Here is a 13,350-nt window from a genome sequence, read left to right as displayed (position 1 = left end):
AATAAAAATTTATGTTATAATTAACTTAACAATACATGTCAGGAGCGAATGGATTTGGAACAAAAACAACGTCCCCTCGGAAGGCCTCGTCAAAATAAAAATACAAAATCTACAAAAGAAACTATTTTAGAAGTGGCAACTCGGCTATTTCTTACTCAAAATTATCAAGTCGTTTCCATGGATGAAGTCGCAAAAGTTTGTGGTGTTACGAAAGCAACCGTCTACTATTACTATTCAACAAAAGCAGATTTATTTACCGCTACTATGATTCAAATGATGGTACGTATACGCGAGAATATGTCTCAAATCCTTTCTACAAATAAAACTTTAAAAGAAAGATTATTGGACTTCGCTAAAGTCTACTTACACGCAACAATGGATATTGATATGAAAAATTTTATGAAAGATGCAAAACTATCGTTATCTGAAGAACAATTGAAACAATTAAAAAATGCTGAAGATAGCATGTATGAAGTGCTAGAAAAAGCACTCGATAACGCGATGCAAATTGGAGAAATCCCAAAAGGAAATGCTAAGTTTGCGGCTCATGCTTTCGTATCTTTATTATCAATTGGGAACTTTAAAGATGAAAATCACAATCCTATTCTTACAAATATAGATGAATTAGCGCAAGAAATCGTTTCTTTTTATTGGAACGGATTAGGATGTTAATATTACTAAATTTCATTTAATAAAAAAGCATGTGTGAAAAAATTCAAACATGCTTTTTTTATTATTTATATACTCGTAATTAAATTATATTTTAGCACTATTTAACAAAAAAATTTCCCTTCACACCTTTACAACTTTTGAATTTGAACATTTATATTCTCCTTACTTAATCCACCATGATAACAAACTACAGATTCAATATCTAAATTTAAATACTTTTTCAAAGACTGCTGTGCTTCTTTAATATTTAAAGTTGTTGGGGTGTGAATTCCTCCTAACTTTCCATTCACACTATACATCGAGTCTCCTGCAATAAGAGTTTTACTTTGTTTCAAATATAAACTAATATGCCCCGGCGTATGCCCTGGAGTATGTAGAATTAGTATCCCACCGCAATACGAAAGTTCTTGCCCGTCAATCACAGTATTACTCACTTTTCCTTTTGGTGGATTCTCAATTTTTCCATCCTTCAATAAAGGTAAATCTCCCTCAATATATGGCTTATCTAACTCGTGCGCATAAACTTTAATATTACTTCCACAGCGTTGCAATAACTCCGGAAGACTACCTATATGATCTATATCCTGATGCGTCAAAATCACCACTTTTAACTTATCAAATGATACCCCAACCTTTTCCATCCCTACTTGTATATCTTCAAATTGTCCAGGAAAACCAGTATCTATTAAAACTGCCATTTCATCATCCCATAAAAGAATTGGGTGAATAATAAATTCTTGAAACTCAAGTTGTAACATTTCTACCCCTTTAGCAATCTCCATATAGCAACTCTCCTTTATACTGAAGTTTGAAGATATATACGATTAAACTGGAAATATAAAGCTCTACTATCTTATAATATGTTTTGTCATGCCAACAGAAAACGCCTGAAACCCTATAGATTCATAATAAGATTGCAATTTTTCCACACACATAAGTTGGGGAATAACCTTGTTTTGTTCACAGTGCTGGATTAATCGTTCTACTATTTCTTTTCCAATACCAATGTACTGATACTCTGGCAATACACAAACACCACAAATAACGCCCGTAATTACACCATCTGATATAATACGCCCCATCCCTACTAGCTTCTTATCATCAAAAGCATACATTGCATACCAACTTTGTTTACACATTTGTTCTAATTCGTTAACCGTTAATTGAAGAGAATTCCAACCTAAAGATTCATATACAGTTAATAATCCATTGAAATTTGTTGGGTGTTCTATTGTGTAATTTATACTATTATTCATGTAAATACTCCTAACTCTATCGATTGTTTATATTTTATAAAAAGGGTAATTTTATAAAATATAAACAAACTTCCATAACAACAATATAATTCCTTCTCAACATAAAATAAAAAGAAGCTAACTTCTCCTCAGTTAACTTCTTTTATATAAATCCATCATTATATTATTAACCAAAAATCATACAACTACAGACGATCAGGACAAACAACACTAATAAACTGTTTGAGAAATAACCCATATAATACTACCCCTTTATTTCATTATGTTTTAGATTTTACCATAAATTTTTTTACAGCATAATAACTGAAAAAGACATTGTATTCATTAGTTAAATATACTAGGTAATATTTAATTTTAATCATAGACTACTTTATAGATACTTATCCTATTACGATAGTTCACATAACTTCAAAAGAATAAGTGCATATATAAGATCACAATTTATCTAAGGCTTCTTTACTTATTTTTCAACTGTGCTAATTGATAACTTACGATTTCCTCAAATAAATGTAATACCTTCACAAAAAGAGTATTCACTACTATTACTCTAATCATTCAAAACTCTCCCTGTAATGTATTTAAGCTCTATCCTCATTTATATTAATATCTTTCTTATTCGAAAATAGATTTTTAAAAATCCCTACCCCTACAATTAATAGAACAATTCCAATTAATTTATTTATTTGTAAGGGAACCCTCTCTATTCCAAATAATCCAAATGTATCAATGCATAGAGCAACAACTAATTGAGTAATAAGACTAATGAGCACCGTATACGCTGGTCCTAAACTCTTGATTGCACCCATGATACAAATAATTAAACCGATGCCAAACAATCCACTTACATAAAACAAGTAATTTGTAGTATACACTTTAATGCTAATACTGTTTTCTGCAATAATATAAAATAGAATAGAACTTATGAGACCTATTCCAAGAACACATGTTGTTGTTAACCACTGTCCTACACTTTCATTTACCTTTGCGTTAAGAACAGATTGTACGCTAATTAATATTCCTGCTACTATAGCTAAACTAAATCCAATCATACTCCCTCTCCCCTTTTCATTGCTCATATATATTATTTTTAGCAACTTCCTTCATTCTCAAAAAATCTTTAATTACAATAACTCCATTGTTCTTTTCAATTAATTTCTCTTTATAAAATTTTTGTAAAACCCGAATTACATGCCTATAACTTACACCTATAAAATCCGCAATACTTGATACAGAAGTCGCATCCAAATCTTCTTTATACATATTCCCGTTACTGTCAGTGGAAATAGAAAGTAAATAACTTGCTACACGTACTTCTACTGGATAAAGTAAATTAAGAGCTGTAAAACGAGTCGATATTTTTAATGTGTTCGCAATGTTTTCAAGTAAGAAATTCATTAATTTAGGATGTTGTAATAACTTATTTCTAATAACCATATGAGAAATAGAGATTGCTACAACTTCTGAACAAGCTTCAACAGCATTATGCGCTTTACTATTTTGTATGAATTCAATATCACCAACAACCGCCAATGGATTAATAAAACGAAGGATCAGTTTCTTTCCCTCTGGTGTAATCGTGTAAACTTTTACTTTACCTTTAACAACAAAATATAAACGATCCATTTCATCATCTATATTGCAAATAAGCTCACCTTTTTCATAATGATTTAATTGAAAATAAGCTGTATCTATTTCTGAAAAAGCCTCAAGCTTTTTATTTGTTTTTAAATAAGGAATAATTAAATCTGATCTATTCTCCACTTTCGTTTCCCCCTTTTATTTACATATTAAATACAACAATACCTATAATCATTACTATTGTTCCCACAATATGATATCTCTCCATCTGTATCTTTTTCATTTGAAATAATCCTTTCATCTCAATAAAAGTTGCTGTTAACAATTGTGCAACCATAAGTGTACCTGCTGTCAATGTAACTCCTAGTGAATATATCGCCAGCGTTTCCGCACAAATAATTAATACACCAAATGCACCCGCTGCTAAATATATTTTTTTCACACGCTTTAAATCCGTTACTTTCTCTTCTTTCTTTAACAAAAATATTGTTGTTGCAATAAGGAATCCAATAAAATGCGTAATAATACTCGTCGACCATATACCAATATGTGAACTAAGTTTCGCATTAAATGTGCCTTGAAGTGTAATAAATACGCCAGCAAATACAGCAAATACAATGCCTTTCAAAAAATCATCTCCTAATCTTTTATTTCTGACTTAATTAAAAGCTATAATCCTATATAAGCAAAAGGACAAATGTCACAACAACTAAGAAAATAACTGCGAATGCCCACAAAAAAACACACCTCAAAATATTTGAGATGCGCTTTTATTTTTTATTTATATATATAATTTTAGTAATTACAACTACGCTACATTAACAGATTTCTTCTTCAAAACAAACTTTCCAAATAAGAAACGCACAAGCGGCCCCATAATAATTAATTGTAATGGATACGCCATAATGAAATTTTTAATAAAAATCTTGAAATACATTGAAACGAATGATTCACCATGTAACCCATTATGAAAATACGTTATAGCCATTCCATAAAATGACATGAAGAAAACCATTCCAATAACCATAGCTGTCGCCATCGCAATAATAATATTTACTTTTTTCGATTTATCAAATGGTAACGTGAAGACAAGTTTTTTCGCACAAGGTCCAACGATACATATTTCAATTAATAGCGCAATAATAAATCCAATTAGTAGTTCTAATGCAATCTCCTTAATATAAATTGGTCCTCCTGATCCATTCATTAGTAAATTGTAAAACGTCATTACGATAACCATCCCAAGGCACATCATCATACCAAATTGGAGATTTTCCTTTCTTGTTGTTGGCAAAATTCATCATCCTTTCTCTTTGAGTCTTTGTCATTATATCGATATTGGAAACCTCTTCGTAAGTGAACATTTTGTGAACAAATTTAAAACGTTTTCATATATTTTCTTTACTTTCAACTCAAATTCTTACTTTTACTTATAAAGGTTTTATATATTCCAATGTTGAATTACTAAATTTAAACATTACTACTTGGAGGAGAACCATGAATGAACAAGGATTTTTCGTATATCATATCGTAACAAGGAAAAAAGTGAAGATCGGACAAAGCATTCAATTTAATAAAAATCAAACTAATACGCTATTCCACTTCTTTTTTGAAAGAGAACATTTGAATTCTAGTGGTGAGGATTCTATACAAATTTTAAAAGAACATTATAAAAATGAAGAATTACATATAAAGAATGAAAATGCTACAGTAGTTATGAATTACATGGATCAAACAATTAGAGCCATTAGAGAAACGATTGTGGAAATGGTTAGGCTGCAAGAATATCCTGATTATCCATCAAGGTTGTCTTGTTTATATGCCGCTAAAAGCTATGAAGATGCTTTAAAATGGAAAGCATTATTTGATTCTTACAATCGAGAAGTTTTGCAGATTGTTAAACTACGAGTAATCGGAAGTTCTTTTGAAGGTGACGGGAATCTTTTACCGACAGAAGATGCTATTCCTTTTTCTCAAAAAATGGAACAAGCTAGAGAATATTGGAAAGGAAATGTGAATAACGAACTCCCTGAACTACTCATTAATGGCGAAATTGAAGTAGTTGAAATTATTGATGACTTTTCCTCAATTCATGTTTAATTTCTAACTAAATCAAATAGGATGGAGATTACAATGATGAAAAAAGTGTACTTCAATCATGATGGTGGTGTAGATGATTTAATTTCACTATTTTTATTACTTCAGATGGATAATGTCAAACTTGCAGGTGTTTCAGTTATCCCTGCTGATTGCTATTTGGAACCAGCAATGTCTGCAAGTCGCAAAATTATTGATCGCTTCAGCAAAGAATATATTGAAGTAGCCGCATCAAATTCCCGTGCGAAAAATCCATTTCCAAAAGACTGGCGGATGCATGCATTTTATGTAGATGCTTTACCAATTTTAAATGAGGCTGGAAAAGTTATAACACCTGTAGCAGCAAAGCCTGCACATCATCACTTAATAGAAACGCTTCTACAAACAGAAGGAAAAACAACTTTATTATTTACGGGACCCCTAACTGACCTTGCTCGTGCATTATATGAAGCTCCCATAGTCGAAGATAAAATTGAACGTCTCGTTTGGATGGGGGGTACATTTCTTACCGCAGGCAATGTGCATGAACCAGAGCATGATGGAACAGCTGAGTGGAATTCATTTTGGGACCCTGAAGCAGTAGCTCGTGTATGGGAATCAAAAATTGAAATCGACTTAGTGACACTAGAAAGTACAAACCAAGTTCCATTAACTATAGACATACGTGAACGTTGGGCAAAAGAACGAAAGTATATTGGTTTAGATTTCCTTGGCCAATGCTATGCGATGGTTCCTCCCCTCGTTCACTTTTCAACGAACTCTACTTACTACTTGTGGGATGTACTAACAACTGCGCTTGTCGGAAACACTAACCTCGCAAAAACTCAAACGATTAATAGTATCGTTCATACATACGGACCAAGCCAGGGGCGTACAGTGGAATTTGATGGTGGGCGACCTGTAAATGTAGTATATGATGTAAACCACAATGGATTTTTCAACTATATAACTGAATTAGCAAAGAAAGGTTCTACTTGAACCACTATCTATACGAAAAATAAATAGAATGACACCCCTCCAGATAATGATTCCCCATTTAGAATTTGGTTGAAACTACATATTTAACTATTGAAAAGAGTATTGAATTAAATTTCAATACTCTTTTTGTGCAAATTAATTATATTGGATTCATGTCGTGTCTTATTGATTATTCATTTCATAACCATTTACAAAAAACGTTATTGTTTCTAGTTCATCTTCATTTAATTCTCTATCTATGTCTCGTTTATACGCTTCCTTTATCTTTCCTTCATCGCCTTTATGTATTTCAGTATAAGTTCCTACTGTTTTTAACATACGAATCTCTTGTAAAAACTCCTCTCGATTTATCGCTTCCCCATGAGAGAGAATATATGTCTCAGCATCAAATTTTTCTAATTCATCTATTAATGCAAACGTTCTTTTCGTCGTATAGTTCCACTTCGAAGAAAAAATATCTGCATATATACAGTCTCCTAAAAACAATATCTTTTCTTCTTTTATGTACATAACAACTGAATCATGTGCATGATCTCCGCCCACATGTTTTAACACGCAGGTCACCTCGCCAAGGTCTAATTCAATTTGATCCTGGAACGTTAAGGTTGGAAGAATAATTTTAATATTTCTCGCTTTTTCTTCAAACTCTTTTTTGATGCAATCCGCACAAAATGCAATTTCCGTACCCTCTTTTACGCGTGCGTCCAACGCTTCATCTGTCCATTCATAAGATACTATTGCCTGCATTTCTTTTTTCGTTTCAGCGTGTGAAATAGTTAATGCATTCTGTAATACAGATAATCCAAAAATATGATCCCAATGCCAATGCGTTAGTGCTACAAAATCAGGATTCGATACGTTTTTTTCTTTTAACATTTCTAAAAATAATTGTGCATGTTCCTCTGAATTCCCTGCATCGATCATTAACGTTTTTTCTTGTCCAACAACCATTCCTAATATAGGTCTATCTGTTTCAGAAACTGGTGTCATATACCAAAATGAGTTTCCTATTTTTTTAATTTGTTGCATCATTTGTTCCTCCATTTACTATTACTCTCTTGAATTATTATCTGTAGAACCTTTATCAAGCACATAGGGTGAAATTATATTGCTTTCTTTAAAACGTAATAACTTTTTCTATCCATTTAAATAAGTATCCCAATCATAGTCTTCAATCTTATAAAAACTACCTTTATCATTCCTTTCATATGCACATAAAGGTGGTTCCTCAAGAAATTTCAAAATAGTATCATCTATATTCAATATGACTTCAATTGAAATAATTTGAAAGTTTTTAGGATCATTCACATAGTCATCACTTTCATAGCCACTTAAAATTGACCAACCAGAGTCACCTTTTTCTCTTGAATCTTCTTTAAGCATAAAGTTAAATTCTCTTTTTTCAAGTACATCATTACTAACAATTACCTTCGTATCAAAATAAAAATCCCAATCTTTTGAAGATGAATCGTTATATTCCGTATCACATATATTTTCAATCCCAAATGAAATTTTATCACCTATTTTTAAATCTAAGCGATATGGTTCATTGCTCAGTTCCCCTACAAACTTCTTCTCATTTCTTTCAATGATTTCAACCCACATTCTTTCACCATTAAATCCATCTTCTTCCTCATTTTTAGATACAAAAATTAGCTTTACCAAATCTCCAACCTTTAATTTCTCCAAAACTTCTGAGCTAGGAAGGTAGAATGTATAGGGCGCTTCTTTATTTAATTCATAAACATTATCTAAGTACCAAGTCATTTTTTCCTCTCCTTAAAGGCTTTTCACATTCATATTTTTAAAATAATACTATTTTTTCTTCCGGCAGACTACTACCATAGAATAGCAATCTTCCCCTAACTCATTGCCTTCCCAATCATTATATATATGTAATAATTCAAAGCCATTCGCTACTAATAATCTTTCTAACTCCTGCGGGTACGTATAACGCAGATCTATCGTTGTTTTTATTTCCTCTACTAGAGCATCGCCCTCATAAAACCTTCTTGTTGTTATGTAATGCTGTATTTGCTGAATTGAATCGTATATCATTTCAGTATATAAATCACATTTTCTTCCCTTTTCATCACTAATAGTTGTCCAATATTCTTCTGTAGATGGCTGTATTAATTCTTCTTTTGAAGGAAAACGTGTATCGAATATGAATATACCATTTTCAGCTAATACGTGATGAATAGATGTTAATAATTGACCTTGATCTGTATTTGTAAGGAAATGCTGGAATCCGTGCCCCACCATAAATGCTAACGGAATTGTTTCATTCATGCTTAATTGTAAACAGTCTTGTTGTAACCATTTTACCTTCTTACAATCCGTGGTTTTTGTCTTTGCTTCAGCAAGCATGCCTTCATGTATATCTACACCAATCATTTGATATCCATTTTCTATAAATGGAATTGTAACCCTTCCTGTACCACAGGCAAGATCTAGAATCCATTCATTTTGTATATTTAGTTTTTGTGCCCATGATAGTAAAAACGGAAAATCTGACAGACTTTTATTTTCTATATCATATCGTTTTGGATTTTCGTATTCAGATAGACTCCATTTTGTTTGCAAACGTATTCCCCATTTCATTTTCCACTTATATTTAATATATAAATTATAACGAATTATTAGTTTTTTCTCTATAATCAAACACAATTACTTGGACTAATCTAACTTTCCTTTTCGTAAGCTAAAAATAAGTGGACGAATCGGAGTGTGATACGATGGAACGATTATGGATTCCTATGATAGTTACATTTTTTTCATTCGGTGGATTACTATTAGGTGGTGCGGTCGGCATTGCTACCCGTCAGCTAATTGAAGAAAAAATGCATCGTTTATACGCATTATGCGGCGGAATTTTACTTGGACTTTTATCACTTGAAATTATTCCTGAAACATTTGCAAGCTATGAAATAATCGGCCCTATACTCGGTATAGCTATCGGTATTTTAGTTATGAGCCTATTAGATAACTATTGTCATCATCCAATGATACGTAAAAAAGATCAACAAGCGTGGCAAACTTTCCTTTTTCTTTCTTTTGCTATATTTATTCATAATTTGCCGAGTGGCTTTGCTTTAGGTGCAGCTTTTATTAATCATGCTGACTCTGCCATTCCTTTTTTAATAGCAATTGTCGTTCACCATATTCCTGAAGGATTAGCTTTAATTATCCCCTTTCTCTTTACAAAGCATAAATATATTTCATTTTTACTAACGACTTTATTACTTTCACTTATTCTCGGTACCGGTACTGTTTTTGGCATTTTGATGGAAGGCAAAGCCATACATTTACAAGGGCTTATTATGGGAAGTGCTATCGGTTCACTTGGCTATGTTACAATTCATGAAATGCTTTGGAAAGCAAAGAAGCAGCTCTCTTTCCTTACATTTTTCATGTGGGCAACTAGTGGATTTTTACTAATAATAATGTTTACTCTATTTGCTGGACACCACTAAATGAAACGAAAAAAGATAGCTGAAAACGATGTGTCTTCAGCTATCTTTTTTATTTTTGTATATCTCTATAGAAAGAAAAATCAGGCACAGTAGTAGATTTTACTTGTTTCTCTTCCTTTACTTCTTTATCCTTGCTCTTAGGTATTTTTACATTTCCTAATTTAATCGCATCTTGCATACTATTACTAATTAGATTGCCTGACAAGATCGTCATACTATAGAAAGCAATTGGTATAAGTACTATCCATGTATGTGTAGTTAAATGGCGGAAGTTTTGACCAATTAGGCCAGTCCATTCTTTTGTTACACTATCTGCATCTAATCCAAATAATATCGTTCCTCCAAAAAATAACTTAAGTAATCCAAGATGCAAAAGAAGCAATAGTACACTCACAAATTGTTGGGCTACTAATAAAAGAAATGATGGTAACATATGCGGCCATATATGTCGCTTCAACCTATGCCACTTACTTCCGCCGAGCACAGTAGTTGCCAACATAAATTCTTCTTTTTTAATACGTTTTACTTCTTGTGCTACATACAACATAACCGTTGGTACAGCAAGACATACAAGAACTATAATTTGAAATGTCACACGCAAATACAACGGCACAACTTCTGCTCCACTATCAAACGTTAAAACTTCATTTAACATAAAATAAGAAATCATAACCATCGGTACAATGCTAAAAGGATCAAAAAAGGATGAAATAACTGGAAAAGAACGTTTACTATACATACCAAGAAGTAAACCAATTCCCCCTCCAACTATAACTCGTAAAATCGCTATAATTATACTCGCTCCAACTGTCCATTTTGCACCTTCTATTATTAATTGAACAAGATCGCGGCCTTTCACATCACTTCCAAACCAAAATTTACTTGATGGTGAAAATGGAGCTGCCTTTAGTTCCCCTTTTTCGTTATACATCATCGTAAGTTCACGAATATTCCCATCAAAAAACACCGTATATCCAATACTAATAATCATTAGTACACTTAAAAAAGTAATACCTATCCAAAATCTCACATCTCTTTTCACAACTTGCCACATGTTACACACGCTCCTTTATCACATTTTGTAAGAGCGTATGTAATATGCGAAATAGTATAAAAAGCGGTACGTATAATATAACTAGACTCACTGTAAATATTTCTAATTTCGAATTTTCTTTTACAAAAACAAACATACCATATGTATTGAAAATCCATTCGATAATATATAAGTTTGAAAGCATAAATAAAATATTTGTTTTCGCATAATAGATTGTTGTTAACAAAACATTTCTTGAAATATGATGTGTCAAAATATGCCGTAAGCTTAACCCTTTACTCTTAGCAAACAAACTATATTCTTTCTCTAATTCTTCTTTAAATCGTAATAACAATAGTTTAATAAACAATAATGTTGTTGGTATTGTAAGACATATAATCGGTAACAAACGTATTTTTTCTTCCCCTAATCCAGCTAGTTTGACCGGCATAAATCCTGTTTTTTGAAAAAGAATTACGACAAGAAGTTGTGATAATAAAATAAGTAATATATCTGGTATACTCTCAAGCGTAAGAAAAACCCCGTTCCATATTCTTTGTTTCATATGAGAACGCTGCAATACCCAAACGACAATTATATATGCTATAAGCAAAGATAGTAAAAACGCTGATAGAAATACAATCATCGTTTCAATGTAATGAATCCATATTTGCGGAAATAATTTTCTTGAGTCCCGAAATCCATATGTAATTTCACCTGGTTGAAGTAACTTCCCTCCAAGAAATACAATCGTGTTCCAAAAACCGATTAAATCAATTTGCAATCCCTTAAATAAACGTGGCAGTGCACCTAGGCAGATTATGCATAAAACTGCAGCTACTAGTTGTAAACAAGTAACCCCACACCATTTAGCAACTCGCATCAACATAAAGATTTCCCCTTACCCCTCGATAGAATATTCAGAAACAAAAAAACAGATATATTACATCTCTTCAGCTATACCTTGAACCTGCTTCTTCCCACTAGGTAAAATAGCTTGATATAAACAAGTAACAAAAAATAATAAACCAAATAAAATAATATATAACGTATCTGCACGAATCCATTTCGGGAACAACATCGCTATCGCACCGAGGGATAACAGCTGGAATCCTGTCGTTAATGGACTAAGTAAACTTTGAACACGTCCCATGAATGATTCTTCTACAATTTCATACATCCACCCCATTATTGCAACATTAATAAACGGTAAAAAGAAAGTTGCAAAAGCTATACATACATAAAAAGACCATACGTGGTTTACAAAGTAACACATACCGAAAAAGACTCCTGAGCCCGCCATACCAAAGACAATAATAGGCTTGGGTGCATATTTCTTCCCTACACTTGTCGCTACTATACTTCCAATTAGTAATGAAATCCCTCCAACTACACCGCCCACCATCGCTAAACTTTCATACGTTGCTGGTGCTAATTTATATTTTAAAATGTAAGTTGTGGATACGCTTAAAATACCATTTAATAGTCCAAACACGATAAATCCTAAAAGTAATTTTTTTAAAGTATCATTTTGATATATATACTTGATCCCTTCTTGAAACTCTGTTACTAACATCTTCAAATTAACTTCTTTCCATTTTGTTATACCGTTTGGCAAACGTACTTTTTCTGGAATAGATATCGTTTGAATTAAAATACCACTCATAATAAAAGTGAGCGTATTTACTAAAATACTCCCGTATATTCCAAAAGTCCAGTACACCATCGTTGCAATTCCTACACCAAACAAAGCATACAAACTATTCACCATTTGATTCACACCTGCTGCTGCACCGTATTGGTCGGATTCAACTACTCCCTGTATCATCGACTGTTCTGATGGAGAGAAAAATTGTATACATGCATTTTCTAAAAATAAAAATATAAAGACGAGTATAATCATCCCGTAATAAAGCGAAATTAGAATTCCGATATTACAGAGCGAACAACATATGTTACTTACCGTGCATATACGCTGTCTATCAAAACGATCCACTACTGTCCCTACTAATAGAAAAAAGATTAATGCAGGTAATGCCATCATAATTTGTGTCATCGTTGCGTAAACTGGTTGTTCTCCGTATTGATCTAGCAAATAAAACATTAAAGAAACTCCAGCAATCATAGAACCGAGTCGCTCTAAAATATTTGCTAGAAAAAAACGTGCATACACTTTATTGCGAAATAACTGTAGCATTTCTTTCATACTTCGTATCCTTTCTCTCGACAAAATAGTCTTGTTTTAGTCATTTCTTGGAAG

At 32.3% G+C, this 13,350-nt stretch carries 16 protein-coding genes; 4 read left to right on the top strand and 12 right to left on the bottom strand.

Features of this window, described 5'->3' with window-relative positions; genetic code table 11:
- The first annotated feature begins 48 nt into the window (after positions 1-48).
- Positions 49-672 carry a TetR/AcrR family transcriptional regulator gene (locus FS742_RS04260; protein WP_087956643.1) on the top strand — a complete coding sequence of 208 codons (624 nt, stop codon included), beginning with the start codon at positions 49-51 and terminating at the stop codon, positions 670-672.
- Between the two features lie 128 nt (positions 673-800).
- On the opposite strand, the gene FS742_RS04255 is transcribed toward FS742_RS04260, so the two are convergent.
- From FS742_RS04255 to FS742_RS04230, 6 genes are all read right to left on the bottom strand, one after another.
- A complete protein-coding gene (locus FS742_RS04255) occupies positions 801-1,454 on the bottom strand; it encodes an MBL fold metallo-hydrolase (RefSeq protein ID WP_144611324.1) in 654 nt (217 codons plus the stop codon).
- A gap of 66 nt (positions 1,455-1,520) precedes the next feature.
- Positions 1,521-1,928, bottom strand: a complete 408-nt coding sequence (locus FS742_RS04250; protein ID WP_087956437.1) for a GNAT family N-acetyltransferase — start codon at positions 1,926-1,928, stop codon at positions 1,521-1,523.
- 578 nt (positions 1,929-2,506) lie between these two features.
- Positions 2,507-2,977 (bottom strand): DMT family transporter, encoded by a 471-nt coding sequence (locus tag FS742_RS04245; RefSeq protein WP_144611323.1) that lies wholly within the window; start codon positions 2,975-2,977, stop codon positions 2,507-2,509.
- Positions 2,978-2,993: 16 nt separating this feature from the next.
- The gene (locus tag FS742_RS04240) at positions 2,994-3,689 is read right to left on the bottom strand and encodes a Crp/Fnr family transcriptional regulator (RefSeq protein ID WP_144611322.1); all 696 of its coding nucleotides are present in this window, start codon (positions 3,687-3,689) and stop codon (positions 2,994-2,996) included.
- Between the two features lie 19 nt (positions 3,690-3,708).
- Positions 3,709-4,134, bottom strand: a complete 426-nt coding sequence (locus FS742_RS04235; RefSeq protein ID WP_144611321.1) for a DMT family transporter — start codon at positions 4,132-4,134, stop codon at positions 3,709-3,711.
- Between the two features lie 180 nt (positions 4,135-4,314).
- Positions 4,315-4,800: a DUF2798 domain-containing protein gene (locus FS742_RS04230; protein WP_097840969.1), complete on the bottom strand. Its 486-nt coding sequence runs from the start codon at positions 4,798-4,800 to the stop codon at positions 4,315-4,317.
- 203 nt (positions 4,801-5,003) lie between these two features.
- On the opposite strand from FS742_RS04230, the gene FS742_RS04225 reads away from it, so the two are divergent.
- Together FS742_RS04225 and FS742_RS04220 are read left to right on the top strand one after the other, a co-directional pair.
- Positions 5,004-5,606: a DUF2441 domain-containing protein gene (locus FS742_RS04225; RefSeq protein ID WP_144611320.1), complete on the top strand. Its 603-nt coding sequence runs from the start codon at positions 5,004-5,006 to the stop codon at positions 5,604-5,606.
- Between the two features lie 33 nt (positions 5,607-5,639).
- The gene (locus FS742_RS04220; RefSeq protein ID WP_144611319.1) at positions 5,640-6,581 is read left to right on the top strand and encodes a nucleoside hydrolase; all 942 of its coding nucleotides are present in this window, start codon (positions 5,640-5,642) and stop codon (positions 6,579-6,581) included.
- Between the two features lie 162 nt (positions 6,582-6,743).
- On the opposite strand, the gene FS742_RS04215 is transcribed toward FS742_RS04220, so the two are convergent.
- From FS742_RS04215 to FS742_RS04205, 3 genes are all read right to left on the bottom strand, one after another.
- Positions 6,744-7,610, bottom strand: coding sequence for an MBL fold metallo-hydrolase (locus FS742_RS04215; RefSeq protein ID WP_048552522.1), 867 nt, complete (start codon positions 7,608-7,610; stop codon positions 6,744-6,746).
- Positions 7,611-7,718: 108 nt separating this feature from the next.
- Positions 7,719-8,348 carry an immunity protein Imm33 domain-containing protein gene (locus FS742_RS04210; protein ID WP_144611318.1) on the bottom strand — a complete coding sequence of 210 codons (630 nt, stop codon included), beginning with the start codon at positions 8,346-8,348 and terminating at the stop codon, positions 7,719-7,721.
- Positions 8,349-8,396: 48 nt separating this feature from the next.
- Positions 8,397-9,185: a class I SAM-dependent methyltransferase gene (locus FS742_RS04205; RefSeq protein ID WP_144611317.1), complete on the bottom strand. Its 789-nt coding sequence runs from the start codon at positions 9,183-9,185 to the stop codon at positions 8,397-8,399.
- A gap of 134 nt (positions 9,186-9,319) precedes the next feature.
- Between FS742_RS04205 and FS742_RS04200 the strand changes: the two genes are divergently transcribed.
- Positions 9,320-10,057, top strand: a complete 738-nt coding sequence (locus tag FS742_RS04200; protein ID WP_087956427.1) for a ZIP family metal transporter — start codon at positions 9,320-9,322, stop codon at positions 10,055-10,057.
- Between the two features lie 49 nt (positions 10,058-10,106).
- Here the strand turns inward: FS742_RS04200 and FS742_RS04195 are convergent, their stop codons facing one another.
- The 3 genes from FS742_RS04195 to FS742_RS04185 are packed head-to-tail and all read right to left on the bottom strand — an operon-like array spanning position 10,107 to position 13,296.
- A complete protein-coding gene (locus FS742_RS04195; RefSeq protein ID WP_087956426.1) occupies positions 10,107-11,111 on the bottom strand; it encodes an ABC transporter permease subunit in 1,005 nt (334 codons plus the stop codon).
- 1 nt (position 11,112) lies between these two features.
- The gene (locus FS742_RS04190) at positions 11,113-11,979 is read right to left on the bottom strand and encodes an ABC transporter permease subunit (RefSeq protein WP_144611316.1); all 867 of its coding nucleotides are present in this window, start codon (positions 11,977-11,979) and stop codon (positions 11,113-11,115) included.
- Between the two features lie 54 nt (positions 11,980-12,033).
- Complete coding sequence (locus tag FS742_RS04185) at positions 12,034-13,296, bottom strand: MFS transporter (protein WP_253621554.1); 1,263 nt, start codon at positions 13,294-13,296, stop codon at positions 12,034-12,036.
- Positions 13,297-13,350 lie beyond the last annotated feature (54 nt).

The organism is Bacillus cereus (assembly GCF_007678085.1).
GTDB lineage: Bacteria > Bacillota > Bacilli > Bacillales > Bacillaceae_G > Bacillus_A > Bacillus_A cereus_BE.
Note: the sequence above shows the minus strand (reverse complement) of the source record. Positions and strands in the feature narration are given on the sequence as shown.